This is a genomic window from Rahnella sp. WP5, from assembly GCF_000745615.1.
GTDB classification, from domain to species: Bacteria; Pseudomonadota; Gammaproteobacteria; order Enterobacterales; family Enterobacteriaceae; genus Rahnella; species Rahnella aceris.
Genome location: NZ_JQJR01000015.1, coordinates 1 through 20,772, shown reverse-complemented (window position 1 = coordinate 20,772; position 20,772 = coordinate 1). Strand labels below are relative to the sequence as shown.

Annotated in this window: 16 protein-coding genes and 1 riboswitch; of the genes, 11 read left to right on the top strand and 5 right to left on the bottom strand. The window is 52.1% G+C overall.

Annotated elements, in window-relative coordinates:
- The first annotated feature begins 167 nt into the window (after positions 1-167).
- Positions 168-1,076, top strand: coding sequence for a methylenetetrahydrofolate reductase (metF, locus tag EX31_RS14205; RefSeq protein WP_013577574.1), 909 nt, complete (start codon positions 168-170; stop codon positions 1,074-1,076).
- Positions 1,077-1,148: 72 nt separating this feature from the next.
- Here the strand turns inward: metF and ppc are convergent, their stop codons facing one another.
- Both ppc and argE read right to left on the bottom strand, forming a co-directional pair.
- Positions 1,149-3,794, bottom strand: a complete 2,646-nt coding sequence (ppc, locus tag EX31_RS14200) for a phosphoenolpyruvate carboxylase (protein WP_013577573.1) — start codon at positions 3,792-3,794, stop codon at positions 1,149-1,151.
- 290 nt (positions 3,795-4,084) lie between these two features.
- Entirely contained in the window at positions 4,085-5,236 is a 1,152-nt protein-coding gene (gene argE / locus EX31_RS14195; protein WP_037035315.1) for an acetylornithine deacetylase, read from the bottom strand.
- A gap of 137 nt (positions 5,237-5,373) precedes the next feature.
- Between argE and argC the strand changes: the two genes are divergently transcribed.
- The 3 genes from argC (at position 5,374) to argH (ending at position 8,740) form a co-directional block, all read left to right on the top strand.
- The gene (gene argC / locus EX31_RS14190; RefSeq protein ID WP_037035314.1) at positions 5,374-6,378 is read left to right on the top strand and encodes an N-acetyl-gamma-glutamyl-phosphate reductase; all 1,005 of its coding nucleotides are present in this window, start codon (positions 5,374-5,376) and stop codon (positions 6,376-6,378) included.
- Between the two features lie 131 nt (positions 6,379-6,509).
- On the top strand, positions 6,510-7,283 hold the full coding sequence (argB, locus tag EX31_RS14185) for an acetylglutamate kinase (protein WP_013577570.1): 774 nt from the start codon (positions 6,510-6,512) through the stop codon (positions 7,281-7,283).
- An 83-nt stretch (positions 7,284-7,366) separates the two neighbouring features.
- A complete protein-coding gene (gene argH / locus EX31_RS14180; protein WP_013577569.1) occupies positions 7,367-8,740 on the top strand; it encodes an argininosuccinate lyase in 1,374 nt (457 codons plus the stop codon).
- Positions 8,741-8,794: 54 nt separating this feature from the next.
- Here the strand turns inward: argH and EX31_RS14175 are convergent, their stop codons facing one another.
- Positions 8,795-9,556, bottom strand: coding sequence for a glutathione peroxidase (locus EX31_RS14175; protein ID WP_013577568.1), 762 nt, complete (start codon positions 9,554-9,556; stop codon positions 8,795-8,797).
- Positions 9,557-9,716: 160 nt separating this feature from the next.
- On the opposite strand from EX31_RS14175, the gene oxyR reads away from it, so the two are divergent.
- Positions 9,717-10,640 (top strand): DNA-binding transcriptional regulator OxyR, encoded by a 924-nt coding sequence (gene oxyR / locus EX31_RS14170; protein ID WP_013577567.1) that lies wholly within the window; start codon positions 9,717-9,719, stop codon positions 10,638-10,640.
- Here the strand turns inward: oxyR and sthA are convergent.
- Positions 10,623-12,023, bottom strand: a complete 1,401-nt coding sequence (gene sthA / locus EX31_RS14165; RefSeq protein WP_037035313.1) for a Si-specific NAD(P)(+) transhydrogenase — start codon at positions 12,021-12,023, stop codon at positions 10,623-10,625. The two genes, oxyR and sthA, sit on opposite strands and share 18 nt — an antisense overlap.
- 212 nt (positions 12,024-12,235) lie before the next feature.
- Between sthA and fabR the strand changes: the two genes are divergently transcribed.
- The 4 genes from fabR (at position 12,236) to EX31_RS14145 (ending at position 16,275) form a co-directional block, all read left to right on the top strand.
- A complete protein-coding gene (gene fabR / locus EX31_RS14160) occupies positions 12,236-12,916 on the top strand; it encodes an HTH-type transcriptional repressor FabR (protein WP_013577565.1) in 681 nt (226 codons plus the stop codon).
- The gene (locus EX31_RS14155) at positions 12,891-13,250 is read left to right on the top strand and encodes a YijD family membrane protein (protein ID WP_013577564.1); all 360 of its coding nucleotides are present in this window, start codon (positions 12,891-12,893) and stop codon (positions 13,248-13,250) included. The genes fabR and EX31_RS14155 overlap by 26 nt, the downstream gene beginning before the upstream one ends.
- A gap of 274 nt (positions 13,251-13,524) precedes the next feature.
- Positions 13,525-15,111 carry an MFS transporter gene (locus tag EX31_RS14150; protein ID WP_013577562.1) on the top strand — a complete coding sequence of 529 codons (1,587 nt, stop codon included), beginning with the start codon at positions 13,525-13,527 and terminating at the stop codon, positions 15,109-15,111.
- Positions 15,112-15,135: 24 nt separating this feature from the next.
- Entirely contained in the window at positions 15,136-16,275 is a 1,140-nt protein-coding gene (locus EX31_RS14145) for a beta-galactosidase BglB (RefSeq protein WP_037035312.1), read from the top strand.
- A 66-nt stretch (positions 16,276-16,341) separates the two neighbouring features.
- Here the strand turns inward: EX31_RS14145 and trmA are convergent, their stop codons facing one another.
- Positions 16,342-17,442, bottom strand: coding sequence for a tRNA (uridine(54)-C5)-methyltransferase TrmA (gene trmA, locus EX31_RS14140; RefSeq protein ID WP_037035311.1), 1,101 nt, complete (start codon positions 17,440-17,442; stop codon positions 16,342-16,344).
- A gap of 140 nt (positions 17,443-17,582) precedes the next feature.
- Positions 17,583-17,858, top strand: a riboswitch (cobalamin riboswitch).
- A gap of 70 nt (positions 17,859-17,928) precedes the next feature.
- Here trmA and btuB point away from each other — a divergent pair.
- Entirely contained in the window at positions 17,929-19,806 is a 1,878-nt protein-coding gene (btuB, locus tag EX31_RS14135) for a TonB-dependent vitamin B12 receptor BtuB (protein ID WP_013577559.1), read from the top strand.
- Positions 19,751-20,632 carry a glutamate racemase gene (murI, locus tag EX31_RS14130; RefSeq protein WP_037035310.1) on the top strand — a complete coding sequence of 294 codons (882 nt, stop codon included), beginning with the start codon at positions 19,751-19,753 and terminating at the stop codon, positions 20,630-20,632. The genes btuB and murI overlap by 56 nt, the downstream gene beginning before the upstream one ends.
- Positions 20,633-20,772: the final 140 nt, after the last annotated feature.

Sequence of the window (20,772 nt, the reverse complement as noted above, 5' to 3'; positions counted from 1 at the left end):
GCAACGTGAAATTCTTTCAGTTTGCGTGAAGATTAATCATCCCCTGCCATCATTTTAACGTTGACACTTTGTTCTCTTTCCGTCATTTTCTATCTATACGTTTAGACGTCCAAACGTCCATTATAACGAACCATAATCAAAACGCAGTGATCCATGAGGTAGTGTTTATGAGCTTTTTCCACGCAAACCAGCGCGAAGCGCTGAATCAGAATCTGGCTGAATTACAGGGTCAGATTAACGTTTCTTTCGAATTTTTCCCGCCTCGTACCAGCGAGATGGAAGATACGTTGTGGAGCTCTATTGATCGTCTCAGCAGCCTCAAGCCTAAGTTTGTCTCAGTGACTTACGGCGCGAACTCCGGCGAGCGTGATCGTACGCACAGCATCATCAAAGGCATTAAAGAACGTACCGGTCTGGAAGCGGCACCTCACCTGACCTGTATCGATGCCAGCCGCGATGAACTGCGTCAGATCGCACGGGATTACTGGGACAGTGGCATCCGCCACATTGTGGCTCTGCGTGGCGATTTGCCGGCTGGCGGCGGCAAGCCGGAAATGTACGCCACCGATTTGGTGCATCTGCTGAAAGAAGTGGGCGACTTTGATATTTCCGTCGCGGCCTATCCGGAAGTGCATCCTGAGGCCAAAAGCGCGCAGTCAGATCTGATTAACCTGAAACGTAAAATCGATGCCGGTGCGAACCGCGCCATCACGCAGTTTTTCTTTGATGTGGAAAGTTACCTGCGTTTCCGCGACCGCTGCGCCGGTCAGGGGATTGACGTGGAAATCGTGCCTGGCATCCTGCCGGTGTCTAACTTCAAACAGCTGACCCGCTTTGCGACGATGACCAATGTGCGTGTACCGCACTGGATGAACAGCCAGTTTGAAGGGCTGGATGACGACGCCGAAACCCGCAAAATGGTCGGTGCCAATATCGCGATGGACATGGTGAAAATCCTCAGCCGCGAAGGCGTGAAGGACTTCCATTTCTACACCCTGAACCGTGCAGAAATGAGTTACGCGATTTGCCACACGCTGGGTGTGCGTCCAGACATCGCCGTGCCGGTTCGCGCTTAATCTTTTTGCCCGACACTGAATACAAAAAACCCGCGAATTCGCGGGTTTTTCTTGGGCTGATGTCAGCGAAAACTAGCCGGTATTACGCATACCCGCTGCCACACCGGCAATCGTCACCATCAGCGCCTGTTCGACGTTGGCATCCTGCTTGCCGTCTTTTTCCAGCTCGCGGGAACGGTGCAGCAATTCAGCCTGCAAGACGTTCAGCGGGTCAGTGTAGACGTTTCGCAGTGCGATGGATTCTGCAATCCACGGCAAATCTTCCATCAGATGATCGTCGTTAGAAATCGCCAGAATGACTTTGATGTCGCTTGCCAGCTGATCGCGCAACTGCTGACCGAGCGGCCACAATTCTTTCCCGACCAGACGATGATCGTAGTATTCCGCCAGCCACAGGTCAGCTTTCGCAAACACCATTTCCAGCATACCGATTCGCGTGGAGAAGAACGGCCAGTCGCGGCACATGGTTTCCAGCTCGTCGCGTTTTCCGTCATCAACCACAGCCTGCAAACCGGCACCGGCACCCAGCCAGGCTGGCAGCATCAGGCGGTTTTGCGTCCAGGCGAAAATCCACGGGATGGCACGAAGGCTTTCGACGCCACCACTGGCTTTACGTTTCGCCGGGCGTGAACCCAGAGGCAGTTTGGCCAGTTCCTGTTCCGGCGTTGCGGCGCGGAAGTAAGGCACGAAGTCTTTATTTTCGCGAACGTAGCCACGGTACATTTTGCAGGACACGTCAGACAGTTGTTCCATGATATCCACCCAGGCTTGTTTCGGCTCAGGCGGTGGCAGCAGGTTGGCTTCCAGAATTGCAGAGGTGTACAGCGCCAGACTGCTGATAGTGACTTCCGGCAGACCGAACTTGAAGCGGATCATCTCGCCTTGTTCGGTAACGCGCAGGCCACCTTTCAGGCTGCCCGGAGGCTGAGACAATAACGCTGCCTGTGCCGGTGCGCCGCCACGGCCGATAGAACCGCCACGTCCGTGGAACAGTGTCAGGGCAATTCCGGCTTTCTCGCAGGTTTTGATCAGAGCATCCTGCGCACGATATTGCGCCCACGATGCGGCCATCACGCCCGCGTCTTTTGCGGAGTCGGAATAGCCAATCATCACCATCTGTTTGCCCTGAATGAAACCGCGATACCAGTCGATGCTCAGCAATTGCTTCATGACATCGTCGGCATTGTTCAGGTCGTCGAGCGTTTCGAACAGCGGCGCAACGGGCATCGGGAACGGACAACCGGCTTCTTTGAGCAGCAGGTGTACGGCCAGCACATCAGACGGCGTGCGCGCCATCGAGATGACATACGCTGCAATCGAGCCTTCCGGCGCTTCGGCAATCACCTGACAGGTATCGAGCACTTCTTTGGTGTTGGCGCTCGGTTCCCAGTGACGTGGCACCAGCGGACGTTTTGAGTTCAGTTCGCGGATCAGGAAAGCCTGTTTGTCGGATTCTGACCAGCTTTCGTAATCGCCAAGCCCCAGATAACGGGTAATTTCGGCGATAGCGTCGGTGTGGCGGGTGCTTTCCTGACGCACGTCGATACGCACCAGCGGCACGCCGAAGCAGCGCACGCGGCGCAGTGTATCCAGCAACTGGCCGTTGGCAATAATGCCCATGTTGCAGGCCTGCAATGACTGGTAGCAGGCGTAAAGCGGCGCCCACAGCTGGTCATTTTTCACCAGCAAATCGTGAGGACGTGCAACACGCTCGCCTTTCAGACGGGCTTCCAGATACACCTGAGTATTGGTCAGCTGCGAACGGAGCTGTTTCATGATTTCGCGGTAAGGTTCGATGATGTCCGCACCGCCAGCCAGTTCACGCAGTTCCGGTGTGCATTCGGTCATCGACAGTTCTGACACCAGCACCGCGATATCACGCAGGAACAGATCAGTCGCTTTCCAGCGGCTCAGCAACAGCACGTGACGGGTGATATCGGCGGTTACGTTCGGGTTACCGTCGCGGTCGCCACCCATCCAGGAGGTGAAGCGAACCGGCACGGCTTCCACTGGCATTTTGTAATCCAGTGAGGTTTCCAGCTGTTCGTTCAGTTCGCGCAGAAAAGCCGGCACGCCTTCCCACAGGCTGTTTTCGACTACCGCAAAACCCCATTTGGCTTCATCCACCGGAGAAGGGCGGTTTTTGCGGATTTCATCGGTATGCCATGATTGCGCGATTAACTGACGCAGGCGGCGCATGATTTGTTTGCGCTCGTAATCGGCCAGATCGTTATGGTCGAGCTGCTTGAGGCAGTTATTCACTTCCACCAGTTTGTGGATCAACGTACGACGGGCGATTTCTGTCGGGTGCGCGGTCAGCACCAGTTCGATAGAAAGCTGGTCAACGGCATCCCGTAACTGCTGCTCAGAGAGGTTTTTGGATTTCAGACGATCGAACAATTGCGCCAGCGCTTCAGGATTGCTGGCCGCTTCGCCGTGCGGCGAAATGCTGTGATATTGTTCAGCCACGTTGGCTAAATTCAGAAACTGGCTAAAAGCACGGGCAACAGGCAACAGCTCATCGTTTGAGAGGTTTTGCAACGTTGACAGTAACTCCTGTCGATCCGCGTCATTTCCGGCACGGGAGGATTTCGACAGCTTACGGATTTTCTCAACACGATCCAGGATATGCTCTCCCAACGTATCTTTGATCGTGTCGCCCAGCAATTTACCTAAAGTACTGACATTACTTCGCATTGCGGAATATTGTTCGTTCATATTACCTCTGACCCGTTCTCTCGTTTAATTTTTATATTCTGTAAATAACTTTCACCCGTCAGGCATTCTTGCCCCGTTCACCCTGCCAACCTGGCCATACTTTTTAAATGCAGCACATGTTTTAACCCAAAAACCCCTGAACACTCACGTGAAAAATGGTCTTTTTGGCGATGTCGCTGAAATTTAATTACAACAGCGGCGATATCAGTTTGGCTAATCCACCTTTTGTACAGTATCAAAGGGCGCCCGTGAGCGCCCTGATTGTTTCTTCATCAATCCTTCATTCAGTATCAGTGATAACAGAAATGATGAACAACCTGAGAAATCAGCTCACGAGTCGGTTTAATGAACGCAGTATCAATATATTCATCTGGCTGATGCGCCTGATCGATAGAACCAGGTCCGAGCACCAGCGTCGGGCACAGTTCCTGAATAAACGGCGCTTCGGTGCAGTAGTTAACGATTTCCGTTTCCACGCCCAGTAATTTCTCGACCACCTGCACCAGCGGGTGATCCGGCGGACATTCATAGCCCGGGATCGGTGGATGCAGTTCTTCAATCACAATACGTCCCGGCCAGCGTTCGCTGACGGGGGCCAGTGCCTCGTTCAACAGACCATCAATGTCGGTCAGCGTCAGACCCGGCAGCGGGCGGATATCCATGTGCATTTCACAACAGGCACAAATACGGTTTGGTGCGTCGCCGCCGTTGATATAACCAAAGTTCATGGTCGGGTACGGGATCACGAAACCACTGTGGTTGTAACGGCTTTTCAGCGTATTGCGCAGCGTCATTAAATGGGTAATCGATTCGTGCATCAGTTCAATAGCGTTCACGCCGCGGGACGGATCACTGGAATGGCCGGACTGACCGGTGATGCGGATTGCATTCGACAGATGCCCCTTATGCGCACGAACCGGCTTGAGCGAAGTGGGTTCACCGATGATCGCGCAATCAGGGCGAATTTTGGCATTTTTAGAGAAATAGCTGGCACCGGCCATCGTGGTTTCTTCATCGGCGGTCGCCAAAATATACAGCGGTTTAGTCAGTTTGGTCAGATCGACATCACGCAATGAATCGAGGATGAACGCGAAGAAACCTTTCATGTCGGCAGTCCCTAAACCATAGAGCTTATTTTCATGCTCGGTCAGGGTGAAAGGATCACGTGTCCAGCGGCCGTCATCGAACGGAACGGTATCGGTATGACCCGCCAGCAGCAACCCGCCTGCACCGTCACCGCTACTGGCTAACATGTTGAATTTATGGCGTGTTCCTGGCACGGGTTGCACTTCGACTTTGAAGCCTAAATCACCGAACCAGCCTGCCAGTAGATTGATTAACGTCTCATTGCTCTGGTCCAGTGCAGCGTCTGTGGCGCTGATGGAAGGGGTGGCGATTAACGCCCGGTAGAGCTCAATAAAAGGAGGTAATTTCATCTTCACTGTTGACAGCCTTTAGTTAGGGTAGTATTCATATTCATGCAATAATTGTGAATAAAAATACAATAAGCCAGCGCGTAAGGAAACCGGAAAAAATTCATCCGGCCCCTACCCAAAAATTGAGAAGGTGAACAAGCCCTATGTTAAATACGCTGATTGTTGGTGCCACAGGTTATGCCGGAGCCGAACTCGCTGCTTACCTGAATCGCCACCCACATATGAACATAACCGGTTTAACGGTTTCAGCGCAAAGTGCAGATGCAGGAAAATTACTTTCTGATTTGCATCCTCAATTAAAAGGCATCGTCGATTTGCCTGTTTCGCCACTGACTGACGTGGCGGAAGCCGCGAAAGGTGTCGATGTGGTATTTCTGGCGACCGCGCATGAAGTCAGCCACGATTTAGCGCCACAGTTTCTGGCGGCGGGCTGCGTAGTGTTTGATCTATCCGGTGCTTTTCGCGTCAGCAAACCTGAGTTTTATACCGAATTCTACGGTTTTGAGCATCAGCATCTCGACCTGCTCGATAAAGCCGTGTACGGCCTGGCCGAATGGCAGGCTGACAAATTAAAAGATGCACAGCTGATCGCCGTTCCGGGCTGTTACCCGACCGCTTCGCAGCTGGCGCTTAAACCCCTTATCGAAAATGGTTTGCTCAATGACAGCCAGTGGCCGGTGATCAACGCCACCAGCGGTGTTAGTGGTGCAGGCCGTAAAGCCACGCTCGGCAACAGCTTCTGCGAAGTCAGCCTTCAGCCATACAAACTTTTCAGCCACCGTCATCAGCCAGAAATTGCCGAGCATCTTGGCGTGCCGGTGATTTTCACGCCGCATCTGGGCAACTTCCCGCGCGGTATCCTGGCGACTATCACCTGCCGTCTGAACGCGGGTGTCACGGAGCAGGACGTGGCGGAAGCCTTCCATAATGCCTATCACGATAAACCGCTGGTGCGTTTGTACACCAAAGGCGTTCCGGCGCTGAAAGACGTGGTTGGCCTGCCGTTTTGCGATATCGGTTTTGCGGTGAAAGGCGAACATCTGATTGTGGTGGCGACGGAGGATAATGTGCTTAAAGGCGCGTCCGCGCAGGCGGTTCAGTGCATGAATATCCGTTTCGGCTTCCCGGAAACACAATCACTGCTTTAACACTTCGTCAGATTGTCAGCAAACAAAAAACAACCGCCCCTGAGCGTTTATTCAGACGCGCAGGGGTGTTAGATTAAATTAAATATATTGTTATTAATTAACATTCTCAACCGGTCGGGGCGCGAACAGCTATGAATCCGTTAGTCATAAAATTAGGTGGTGTGTTGCTGGACAATGAAGAAGCGCTCGAGCGCCTGTTCATGGCGGTAGTGGCTTATCGTCAGGAATATCACCGCCCGCTGGTTATTGTTCACGGTGGCGGCTGCCTGGTTGACGAGCTGATGAAAAAGCTGAATCTGCCGGTGGTGAAAAAAGCCGGTCTGCGTGTGACTCCGGCTGATCAGATTGACATTATCACCGGCGCACTTGCTGGCAGCGCTAACAAAACCCTGCTGGCGTGGGCGGTTAAAAATCATATCAACGCCGTTGGCCTGTCTCTGGCAGACGGCGGTACTGTCAGCGTTACACAACTGGATGAATCACTGGGCTTCGTCGGTAAAGCCGAAGCGGGTAACCCGGCGCTGATTAACACGCTGCACGGCGCAGGCTACCTGCCGATTGTCAGTTCTATCGGCATCACCGCAAACGGCGAGCTGATGAACGTTAACGCTGATCAGGCTGCGACTGCACTGGCGGCCACGCTGGGCGCGGATCTGATCCTGCTGTCTGATGTCAGTGGCATTCTTGACGGCAAAGGTCAGCGTATTCCGGAAATGAGCGCAGAGAAAGCCGAGCAGCTTATCGCGCAGGGTATTATCACCGATGGCATGATCGTCAAAGTTCACGCTGCGCTGGACGCCGCCCGTTCTCTGGGACGTCCGGTTGATATTGCCAGCTGGCGTCATGCCGAACAATTACCGGCACTGTTTAACGGCGTCGCCATCGGCACACGTATTCTGGCGTAACGCACCGGCGGCGCATTCGGTATACCCTTTTCAAGGGCGCAGCATAGTGCGCCCTTTTGCATAAAAAATTCAGGAGCAGGAAAATGGCACTTTGGGGCGGACGTTTTACTCAGGCAGCGGATCAGCGGTTTAAAGAACTCAATGACTCACTGCGTTTCGATTACCGGCTGGCAGAGCAGGACATCGTGGGCTCAGTAGCCTGGTCCAAAGCGCTGGTGACCGTCAACGTATTAACCGCTGACGAGCAAATCCAGCTGGAAGAGGCGCTGACCGTGCTGCTGGAAGAAGTCCGTGCCAATCCCCGCGCTATTTTAGCCAGCGACGCCGAAGATATTCATAGCTGGGTCGAAGGTAAACTGATCGACAAAGTCGGTAATCTTGGCAAGAAACTGCATACCGGCCGCAGCCGTAACGATCAGGTCGCGACCGACATCAAACTGTGGTGTAAAGCGCAGGTGGTTGAACTGGGCGATGCATTGCATCATTTACAGCAGGCGCTGGTCGCCACCGCCGAAGCCAATCAGGACGCGGTGATGCCGGGTTACACCCATCTGCAGCGCGCTCAGCCGGTGACCTTTGCGCACTGGTGCATGGCGTATGTTGAAATGCTGGCGCGTGACGAAAGCCGTCTGAAAGATACCCTGACCCGTCTGGACGTCAGCCCGCTGGGCTGTGGCGCACTGGCCGGTACGGCATATCCGATGGATCGCGAACAGCTGGCGGGCTGGTTAGGTTTTGCTTCTGCGACCCGTAACAGCCTCGACAGCGTTTCTGACCGTGATCATGTTCTTGAACTGCTGTCCAACGCGGCCATCAGTATGGTTCACCTTTCCCGTTTTGCCGAAGACCTGATCTTCTTTAACACCGGCGAAGCGGCGTTTATTGATTTGTCCGATCGCGTGACGTCAGGTTCTTCCCTGATGCCGCAGAAAAAAAACCCGGATGCGCTGGAGCTGATCCGCGGCAAATGTGGCCGCGTACAAGGCGCACTGACTGGCATGATGATGACCATGAAGGGCCTGCCGCTGGCGTACAACAAAGACATGCAGGAAGACAAAGAAGGGCTGTTCGATGCGCTCGACACCTGGATGGATTGCCTGAATATGGCGTCGCTGGTGCTGGACGGCATTCAGGTGAAACGCCCGCGTGCGAAAGAAGCTGCACAGCAAGGCTACGCCAATTCCACCGAACTGGCAGACTATCTGGTTGCCAAAGGCGTGCCGTTCCGCGAAGCACACCATATTGTGGGTGAAGCGGTGGTCGAAGCGATTAATCAGGGGAAGGCGCTGGAAGAATTGCCGCTGGCTGATTTGCAGAAATTCAGCAATGTGATTGGCGATGACGTTTACGCGATCCTTGAACTGCAATCCTGTCTCGACAAACGTGCCGCCAAAGGTGGCGTTTCTCCGCAGCAGGTCGCGCAGGCGATTGCCGATGCGAAAGCGCGTTTAGCGTAAAATAAAAAAGGCGGACCGAAGTCCGCCTGATTTTACTGTTTGGTTTCCCGACGCTTATTGTGCGACTTCGCACAACGCTTCTGTTTCTGAATGGAGGTAAACCTCCAGGTCGTCACTTCCCCCAATGTGGCGTCCACCGATAAAGACTTGCGGCACTGTCGCCCGCCCTGTCACGGCGCGCAGACTGACGGTGGTCGCGTCTTTACCTAATACAATTTCTTCGTACTGAATGCCGCGTTCCTGCAACATTTGTTTGGCTTTCGCACAGAACGGACAGCCCGGTTTGGTGAATACGGACACGGATTCTTGTACTTTAAATTCTGGTGCCAGATATTTGAGCATGGTGTCTGCATCAGACACTTCAAACGGGTCACCCGGTTTGTTTGGCTCAACGAACATTTTTTCGACTACACCATTGCGCACCAGCATGGAATAACGCCATGAACGCGGGCCGAAGCCTAAATCCGCTTTCTCAACCAGCATGTCCATGCCTTTGGTGAATTCACCGTTACCGTCCGGAATGAAAGTGATGTTGGACGCGTTTTGTTCGGCTTTCCAGGCGTTCATCACGAAGGTGTCATTCACGGAAACGCACAGAATGCTGTCGACGCCGTGGTTTTTAAAGACCGGAGCCAGTTCGTTGTAACGTGGAAGATGGCTTGAAGAGCAGGTCGGGGTGAAGGCTCCCGGTAATGAAAACACAATCACTGTTTTATTTTTAAACAGCTGCTCGCTGCTGAGATCTACCCACTGGTCGCCCTGTCGGGTGTGAAAAGTAACGTGCGGTACGTGTTTCCCTTCCTGGCTTGCAAACATGAATAACCTCTTAATTAATCAATAAAATACAAAATATTTTCGGCATTGCCGTTTCGCTGGGAGGCATTATTCACAATAATGGTTGATAGATATAATCGTTGATTGCTATCTTATCTATCGTTAACAGCTATCTCATTGCCTTTTAGGGACTGGAGGAAAAATGAACATTCGCGATCTAGAGTATCTGGTAGCGCTGGCGGAGTTCCGTCACTTTCGCCGCGCAGCAGATTCATGCCATGTCAGTCAGCCGACGTTAAGCGGTCAGATTCGTAAACTGGAAGATGAACTTGGCGTTATGTTGCTTGAAAGAACCAGCCGCAAAGTGTTGTTTACACAAGCCGGTTTGTTGCTGGTGGATCAGGCGCGCACGGTGTTACGTGAAGTGAAAGTTCTGAAAGAGATGGCGAGCCAACAGGGTGAAGCGATGTCCGGGCCGATGCATATCGGGCTGATCCCGACCGTCGGGCCTTATTTGCTGCCCCAGATTATTCCTTCGCTGCACAAAACCTTCCCGAAGCTGGAAATGTATCTGCACGAAGCGCAAACCCATCAGTTACTGGCTCAGCTGGACAGCGGAAAACTCGACTGTGCCATTCTGGCGCTGGTGAAAGAGAGCGAAGCGTTTATTGAAGTGCCGCTGTTTGATGAGCCGATGAGGCTGGCGATCTACGACGATCATCCATGGGCATCTCGCGATCGTGTGGCGATGGCCGATCTGGCCGGTGAAAAACTGCTGATGCTGGAAGACGGGCACTGCCTGCGTGATCAGGCGCTCGGTTTCTGCTTCCAGGCAGGCGCGGATGAAGATACCCATTTCCGGGCAACCAGTCTGGAAACGCTGCGCAATATGGTGGCGGCGGGAAGCGGGATTACCTTGCTGCCATCACTGGCTGTGCCCAATGAGCGCAGCCGTGACGGCGTGACGTATCTGATGTGTGACAAACCGGAACCACGACGCACCATCGCGCTGGTATATCGTCCCGGTTCGCCACTGCGCGGGCGTTACGAGCAGTTGGCGGAAGCCATCAAAGAGCACATGCAGCCTTACATGGACCGAACCGCAGTCTTAAAACAGGCGGTTTAAGCCGTTCAGTGCCGCAACGCGATAGGCCTCTGCCATGGTCGGATAGTTGAAGGTGGTATTAACGAAATACTCGATAGTATTCCCTTCACCTTTCTGTTCCATGATGGCCTGACCGATGTGAATAATCTCGGCGGCGCGTTCACCAAAGCAGTGAATTCCCAGAATTTCTTTGGTATCACGGTGGAACAGGAGCTTCAGACTACCCACGTTCATGCCTGCAATTTGTGCGCGTGCCAGATGTTTAAACTGTGCGCGGCCCACTTCGTAGGGCACTTTCATCGCTGTCAGTTCCTGTTCGGTTTTACCCACGGAACTGATTTCAGGAATGGTGTAAATACCTGTCGGAATGTTTTCTATAAGGTGGACTTTCGCTTCGCCCTGAATCATGGCCTGCGCGGCGATACGTCCCTGATCGTAAGCCGCTGATGCCAGGCTTGGATAGCCAATGACGTCACCGACCGCATAAATATGTGACAGCGCAGTCTGATACATGCTGTTCACTTTCAGCAGCCCGCGGCTGTCAGCTTCCAGACCAATGTTCTCCAGACCCAGTTTATCGGTGTTACCTGTGCGCCCGTTGGCATACAGCAGTGCATCAGCTTTCACTTTTTTACCGGATTTAAGGTGCATGATCACACCGTCTTCCACGCCTTCGATCATCTCGAACTCTTCATTGTGGCGGATAACCACACCATTATTCCAGAAGTGATAGGACAGGGCGTCTGACATTTCCTGATCGAGGAAAGACAGCAAGCGGTCACGGGTGTTGATTAAGTCCACTTTGACGTTAAGACCGCGGAAGATCGACGCATATTCGCAGCCGATTACACCCGCTCCGTAGATAATCACGTGGCGTGGCTCATGGCTCAGTTCAAGAATGAGATCGCTGTCGTAAATGCGCGGATGACCAAAATCGACATTGGCAGGGCGGTAAGGACGCGAACCGCAGGCAATCACGATGTTATCAGCGGTAATTTGTTCGTGTGTGTTATCGGCATAGCGGATGCTGATGGTGTTGGCATCCACAAAACTGGCATCTCCGGAAAACAGCTGGCATTGGTTTCTCTCATAGAAACCCTGGCGCATACGTGTTTGCTGATTAATAACCGAATCGGCGTGACGCAGGATGTCCGGGAAACTCGAACTCATAGTGCGGGAGTTATCACTGTAGAGCGGGTTTTGGTTAAATTCGATGATTCTGCTGACGGCGTGGCGTAATGCTTTGGAAGGGATGGTTCCCCAGTGAGTACATCCGCCACCGACGTTGTTATAGCGTTCGATGACAGCAACCCGGGCGCCTTGTTTAACCAGTCCCATCGCGGCGCCTTCTCCGCCAGGGCCTGAGCCAATGATGATGGCATCAAAATGTGAGTGCTGTGGCATGGTTCGAAACCTATTTTTATACAAAATCACAACGAGAAAGTAACATATTACACCTATTTACCCCACATGCAGTTGTCATTTAATGGTAATGCAGCAACATTCTGACCCACTTTATGCTGTTGTATCTTTGGCTCCGACCGTTAAAATTTTTGGTATAGTGAAGCGATATCGGGCGAATAATCAAAAAGAAGAATACTATCCGGATGAAGGTTATGGGCGTAAGAGCACAACAAAAAGAGCGCACGCGCCGCTCACTGATTGAGGCGGCTTTTAGCCAGCTTAGTGCCGAGCGTAGCTTTGCCAGTCTGAGTCTGCGTGAGGTTTCCCGCGAGGCAGGCATTGCGCCAACCTCCTTTTACCGGCACTTTCGCGATGTGGATGAACTGGGTCTGACAATGGTTGATGAAAGTGGTCTGATGCTGCGTCAGCTGATGCGCCAGGCACGCCAGCGCATTGCGAAAGGGGGCAGCGTGATCCGCACATCCGTCTCCACGTTTATGGAATTCATCGGTAACAATCCCAACGCATTCCGCCTGTTGTTACGTGAACGCTCCGGTACGTCATCGGCGTTTCGTGCCGCCGTCGCCCGTGAAATTCAGCATTTTATTGCGGAACTTGCCGACTATCTGCAACTCGAAAACCATATGCCGCGCAGTTTTACTGAAGCGCAGGCTGAGGCCATGGTGATCATCGTTTTCAACGCCGGGGCGGAAGCGCTGGATGTGGATATTGCACAGCGACGCCAGCTGGAGGAACGCCTGGTGTTGCAGCTGCGGATGATTTCCAAAGGCGCATATTACTGGTATCGCCGTCAGCAGGAACGGACGGCTGTGACCCCCCTCACTAATATGACCCGAGGTAAAGAAGATGACCGAACAACCGAACCAGGATAATGGCACTCTGGTTTTGGCTTTGATTGCCGGGCTGTCAATTAATGGCACGTTTGATGCGTTATTCAGTTCTGTCGTAACGTTTTCGATCTTCCCGATCATTTCGCTGGTGTTAGCGGTGTATTGCCTGCACGTTCGTTACCACCGCGGTGAAATGCCGAAAGGGTTACCGGTTCTGGCCGCGGCCTGCTTCCTGCTGGGTCTGTTGCTGTACAGCACCATCGTGCGCGCGGAATACCCTGAACTGGGCTCAAACTTCCTGCCGTCGCTGATTTGTGTGGCACTGATCTTCTGGATAGGTCTGAAGCTGAAAAAACGTAAGTCTTCCGCTCAGTAGTCCTTCCTCATAAGCCAACGAGGCAATCTGCGGATTGCCTTTTTTTATATCCAGTCCGTTTAATGAACTGTCATTTCATTAATATCAAACCTATGTTCAATATTTAGATATTGATCGCCCACTTCTTCATTTCTTTGCCATAAAGTCCGTTTGAGTGGCAAAAACCAAAAGGTTTTCATTCCTGCTCCTCGTTAATTTGAATCATGGCCGGACGAAGTATTTTCGTTCGCATTCAGCCTACGCCTATAGGTGATTTAACAGAGGCAACACGGCAATGAAAACACGTAAAATCGGATTCTTTAATTACATCGCTTACGGGTCAGGCGATTTTCTCGGGGCGGGTACGACAGCTCTGACTGCGGCGTGGCTACTCTATTTTTACACCACGTTTTGCGGTCTTTCGCCCATTGAAGCGACCTTTATTTTTGCCACCGCGCGCGTAGCCGATGCGGTGCTGAGCCCGCTGATGGGGTATCTCACTGATAACTTCGGCAACACCTGGCTCGGCAAGCGTTTTGGCCGCCGCAAGTTCTTCATCCTGCTCGGTATTCCTTGTGTGTTCAGCTACAGTTTCATGTGGGTGGGAGACATGGGATATGTCTATTATCTGCTGACCTATCTGCTGTTCGATATCGTCTACACCATGATTCTGGTGCCGTATGAAACACTGGTGCCGGAAATGACCGATGATTTCAAACAGAAAACTAAATTTTCCGGCGCCCGTATCGCTCTGGCACAGTTGTCAGCGATTCTGGCGGCCTTCCTGCCGGGGATTCTGTTGCAGCATTTCGGCAAAGATAATGCCATTTCCTTCTTCTATTCGAGCCTGGTCTTTGCGGTAATTTGCGCATTCGTTCTGACACTGGTGTATTTCTTTACCTGGGAAAGACCGGAAGAGCTCAAATCTGAAGCCACGAAGAAAATTGAGCGCGAACGTCAGCAACTGACGCTGGCGCAAAGCCTGAAACGTCTGAAAGTGGAATTATCCTCGACGCTGCGCATCAAGATTTTCCGTCAACATCTGGGGTTATACCTTGGCGGGTATATCGCGCAGGACGTGTTTAATGCCGTCTTCACCTATTACGTCGTGTTCGTGCTGATGCAAAGTGCTGCAATTGCCTCCAACCTGATGGGCATGATGGCCATTCTGCAATTCGTGGCGGTAATTGGCATGATCCCGCTGTGTATCCGCTTTGGTCCTGCACCATCTTATCGTCTGGCTGTTTCCCTGTTCGGGCTGGCCGCTATCTCGTACGGCGTGCTGTATTACACCGGTATGAATGATTCGATGTCATTACTGCTGCTGATTTCCGCGCTGGCCGGTCTTGGCCGTGGCGGGATCAACTACGTGCCGTGGAATATCTACACCTATATCGCTGACGTTGATGAAACCATTACCGGTCAGCGCCGCGAAGGGATTTTCGCCGGCGTGATGACGCTGACCCGCAAAGCATCACAGGCCGGTGCGGTGATGCTGGTAGGGATTATCTTGCAACTTGCCGGGTTCGTTTCCGGGCAAAGTCAGCAGGTTCCGGCAGTCGGTCATACCATTCTTGGTGTACTGGTGATCGGGTCATTGCTGATGCTCAGTATCGGTTTCACCATCTCCCTGTTCTTCCGTCTTAATCAGAAAACGCACGGTGTGCTGACCCGCGAAACGCAGAAAATGCGTGATGCTAACCGTATCGTACCGGAGCAAATTACGCCGGAAGACCGGGCTACGGTCGAAATGCTGACAGGAATGAAATACGAATCTCTGTGGGGCAATAACAACATCGGTTATCTGCATCGCAATAACCCGCCTCCCGAAAAGCTGACCCGTGAAAATACCGCTGAAATGCCGGTCCAGGGACGTTTATAAATTTTGAATTCACAGGAGAACGCCATGAAAGTTTTTGAAGTTAAACACAGTGCCTTGCTGCGACAGCCGGAACATTTCATTTCTCGCGGGGAACTGAAATCGCTGATCCACAACGTGACCAACAATCTGGTGAATATCGAAGATAAAACCGGTGAATTCTTGTTACGCCTCGACGATGGCCGCGTGATTGATACCAAAGGCTGGGCAGGCTGGGAGTGGACGCACGGCATCGGGCTTTACGGTATCTATCAGTATTATCAGCAGACTGGTGACGAAAAAATGCGTGCGGTGATCGACGACTGGTTTACCGCGCGTCTGGCGGAAGGCACGCCGACCAAAAACGTCAATACCATGAGCCCGTTCCTGACGCTGGCGTATCGCTACGAGGAAACCGGCAATGCGGCATGGCGTCCCTATCTGGAGCGCTGGGCGGAATGGGTGATGTATGAAATGCCGCGCACCGATAAAGGCGCGATGCAGCACATCGTTTATAACAACGAAAATCACCAGCAAATGTGGGATGACACGCTGATGATGAGCGTGCTGCCGCTGGCGAAAATCGGCAAATTGCTGGATCGTCCGGAGTTTGTCGAAGAAGCGACGTATCAGTTCCTGATGCACGTGCAATATCTGATGGATCGCGAGACCGGTCTGTGGTTCCACGGCTGGACATTTGACGGGCATCATAACTTTGCCCAGGCCCGTTGGGCGCGCGGTAACAGCTGGCTGACGATTGCTATTCCGGAATTCCTCGAGCTGGTGGATTTGCCGGAAAACAACGCAACCCGCCGTTATTTATTGCAGGTGCTGGAAAGCCAGGTCAGTGCGCTGGCGAAATGTCAGGATGACAGCGGTCTATGGCATACGCTGCTTGATGACCCGCAATCTTATCTTGAAAGCTCAGCGACCGCCGGTTTCGCCTATGGCATTTTGAAAGCCGTGCGTAAACGCTATATCAATGCGTCTTATGCGCCGGTGGCGGAGAAAGCCATTCAGGGGGTGATCAAACACATCAACCCGGCAGGGGAGCTGACGCAAACGTCATTCGGAACGGCGATGGGGAATGATCTCGATTTCTATCGTGAAATCGCGCTGACCTCGATGCCTTACGGACAGGCAATGGCGATCCTGTGTCTGTCAGAATATCTCCGGGTCTATTTGTAGTATCGTGGATAACGGACTGAAATAAAAACGGGCACTCAAAAGGTGCCCGTTTTTTTTCATCCGCTGTCAGATTTTTTCCAGCAGTACGCCAGATTCCATATGGTGCGTATACGGGAACTGATCAAACAACGCCAGACGTGTCACGCGGTGCGTCTTGCTCAGTGTTTCCAGATTCGCGCACAGTGTTTCCGGATTGCAGGAGATATAAAGAATACGGTCATAGCCTGCCACCATTTTTACAGTTTCGTCATCCAGTCCGCTGCGCGGCGGGTCGACAAAAATGGTGTTGCATTCATACCCGCTTAAATCAATATCCTGCAAACGGCGGAATTCGCGTACGCCATTCAGCGCCTGTGTGAAATCTTCGGCCGCCATGCGGATAATCTGCACGTTATCAATATGGTTCGCCGCAATGTTGAATTGCGCGGCTATGACGGAAGGTTTGGCGATTTCTGTCGCCAGAACGCGGCGGAAGTTGCGTGCCAGAGCCAGCGAGAAGTTGCCGTTACCACAGTAAAGTTCCAGCAAATCGCCGGTCGAGTTTTCCGTGGCCTTCAGCGCCCATTCCAGCATCTGAATGTTCATCTCAGCGTTTGGCTGGGTGAAACTGTTTTCCACCTGACGGTAAATCATATCGCGGCCCGCCACCGGAAGGACTTCGTCGACATAATCCTGATCGAGCATGATTTTAGTTTTGGCTGCACGGCCAATCAGCTGGATGTCAAACCCGTCAGCGCGCAACTGGTCGCGCAAGGCGGTAGCAGCCTGCTGCCATTCGTCATCAAGCTTACGATGGTAAAGCAGCGAGGCAATGATTTTGCCACTGCGGGTCGACAGATAGTCGATCTGGAAGATCTTGCGGCGCAATGCCGGATCTTGTTTGATGGCCGCAATAAGCTTAGGCATCAGGCGGTTAATCAGTTCGCTGGCGGTCGGGAACTGGTCCACACGCACACGGGCTTTGGTCTGCTGATCAAACATGATGTGGTACAGGTCGCCTTCATCGTGCCAGACGCGGAATTCGGCGCGCATACGATAATGGCTGACAGGAGAACGGAAAACGTCAGGCTGCGGCGCATTATAAGGCGACATCATCGCCGTGAGACGTGCGGTCTTTTCCGCCAACTGGTCGTCATAGTGTTCAATGGGCAGGTTTTCAGGCGTCATCGGTTATCTCGTCTAACAGGAAGTAAATGAACAAACTTTGCGGGGATTGTAGGGAAAGTCACTCCTATGTCCACCTTTGTTGCATTTCTTCCGGTAAAACATACCTGACGTTACGGATGTCTGGATTTCCAAATGGGTTGATCGTAGGATTGCGCTTCGGCCTCATTGACTGAGTTAAAAGGGAATCCGGTGTGAATCCGGAACTGGCGCGCAGCGGTATGGGGAAATCACGGCGATAGCATTCTTTATTATGCAGACACTGTTTCTTCTTTCTCTTTCCCTCTTTATATAAAGACAAGAGAGAAGAGGAGATGGGAAGTCATCGCCCGGTGCGGGTATTTTTTAATTAATTACGACGTAATTAATTAGCCTGCAAATCCTAAGTCCGAAGACCTGCCGATGTTACGTCGCATTAATCATCGTCGTCGCGAAATACCGTCGGTGATCCTCTGCGGCATCCGCCAATTAAGTTTGGATGCTCGATTCATGACAATTAAAAAGCATGTGCTGCTGACGGCATTATCTGTCACGGCTTTTTCAGGGTGGGCGCAAGACAGCACTTCCACAAACAGTGGTGATGACCTGGTTGTTACCGCGAACCGTTTTCCACAGCCCGTTTCCTCAGTACTCGCGCCGACGGATATCGTCACGCGCGCAGATATCGACCGGTGGCAGTCAAAATCTGTGGCTGATGTTTTGCGTCGTTTACCGGGCGTGGATATTGCCCAGAACGGTGGAATGGGCCAGCAGACCTCATTATTTGTTCGCGGAACGAATGCCAGCCACACATTGGTGCTGATGGATGGTGTGCGTCTTAACCAGGCAGGTATTTCCGGCGCGGTGGATATCAGCCAGATTCCCATTTCTCTGGTTCAGCGTATTGAGTTTATTCGTGGCCCACGCTCGGCAGTTTATGGCTCCGATGCCATTGGGGGTGTGGTTAACATCATTACCACGCGTGATAAATTAGGCACGACATTGACAGCCGGTATTGGTTCAAACGGCTATCAGGCTTATGACGGCTCAACGCAGCAGAAACTCGGTGAGAATACTGTTCTGACGGTAGCGGGGAACTATACCTATACAAAAGGTACCGATGTGGTGGCGAATCTGCCGGATAATTACGGTGATCCGCGTCAACCTGATCGTGATGGCTTCATGAGTAAGACGCTCTGGGCAGGTCTTGAGCATCAGTTCAACGACCAGTTCAGCGGTTTTGCCCGCGCATACGGTTTTGATAACCGCACGGCCTATGACGGAACATACAGTTACGCAGATCCGGCACACAGTGATGCGCTGCCTGACACACGCCAGTTGTACAGCCGGACTTACGATACCGGGTTGCGCTTCCAGCAAGGGATCTATTCGACGCAAATCAGCGGAAGCTATAGCAATACTAAAGACTACAATTATGACCCGAAATATGGTCCTTATTCCGCTTCTGCAACGCTGGACGATTCAGATCAATACAACCTGCAATGGGGAAACACCTTCCAGGTAGGGCAGGGAACTCTCAGCGCTGGCGCTGACTGGCAGAAACTCAGTACTCAGCCAGGCACCAACTATATTACCGATGGCTATACCCAACGAAACACGGGTGTGTACGCGACAGCTCAGCAAAAAGTGAGCGATTTCACTTTTGAAGGCGCAGTGCGTAATGATGATAATTCACAGTTTGGTTCGCATGGCACCTGGCAAAGTAGTGCTGCCTGGGAGTTTATTGACGGCTACCGTTTGATTGCGTCTTACGGAACAGCGTTTAAAGCGCCTAATCTGGGACAGTTATATGGCAGTTTTGGCGGTAATGCCGATCTTAAGCCTGAAGAAAGTAAAGAATGGGAAGGTGGGCTGGAAGGCCTGACCGGACCATTGAACTGGCGTTTGTCTGCTTATCGTAATGACATCGATCAGATGATCAGTTACGACAATCAGCAATTCGGTTATTACAATATCGATAAGGCAACAATTAAGGGTGTTGAATGGACCGGGTCTTTCGATACGGGTCCGTTGAGGCATCAGGTCACATTGGAATATTTAGATCCCCGCAATGCTGAGACCAACGAGATTTTATTACGCCGTGCTAAACAACAGGCGAAATATCAGCTCGACTGGACTGTAGCTGATTTTGACTGGTCGCTCAATTATCAGTATTTGGGTGAACGATACGATAAGAATTACAACACCAATGAAAATGTACGCCTGGGTGGTGTGAGTCTTTGGGATCTTGCTGTGTCATATCCGGTAACGTCACATCTGACGGTTCGTGGTAGAATTGCCAACCTCTTTGATAAAGATTACGAGACGGTTTATGGCTACGAAACACCAGGACGTGAGTACAACCTTACTGGAAGCTATACCTTCTGATACAACACAAGTTCCTGACCGCCCGACGGTGCTGGTTTTCGATTCTGGCGTCGGCGGGTTGTCGGTTTATGATGAGGTCCGGCAGATGTTGCCGGACCTGCACTATATATATGCCTTCGACAATGTGGCTTTCCCCTACGGCGAGAAATCCGAAGAGTTTATCGTTGAGCGCGTGGTGGAGATTGTCACCGCTGTTGCGAAACGCCATCCCCTTTCTATTATTGTCATCGCCTGCAACACTGCGAGCACCGTTTCTCTCCCCGCATTACGCGCCAAATTCAGTTGTCCTGTTGTCGGGGTTGTCCCGGCAATCAAACCTGCAGCTAAATTAACGCGTAATGGTGTGGTCGGATTGCTGGCGACCCGTGCGACAGTTCAGCGTCCTTATACGCATGATCTGGTCGCACGCTTTGCGACGGATTGTCAGATTCTGATGCTGGGTTCGGCGGAACTGGTAGAACTTGCGGAAGCGAAGCTGCATGGTGAAGAGGTTTCGTTAGCGGCGTTGAAGAAAATCCTGCATCCTTGGTTGCGCTTACGTGAACCGCCAGACACGGTGGTCTTAGGTTGCACGCATTTCCCGTTGCTTTCGCAAGAGCTGTCACAGGTTTTGCCTGATGGTACGCGTATGATCGACTCGGGTTCTGCGATTGCGAGGCGCGCGCATTGGTTAATTGAAACTTCTCATGTGCCAATTCCTGAAAGAAAAGCCGATGTGGAAATCGAGTGTGTCGCCTACTGCATGGCGATGACTGCAGAGGCACAAAGTTTGCTGCCTGTTTTACAGGCATATGGCTTCAGAAGTATCCAGGAATTGTCGCTTTAAACATCATTTGATGAAAGATTCAGCGGTCGGTAAATTATTTGTATTTTAGGGGTTGCGGCCTTCTGAGAACTCCCTATAATGCGCCTCCACTGACCGGGAACAACGACTGACAAGTCGCCCGGACGGGAAGAGAAAAAGAA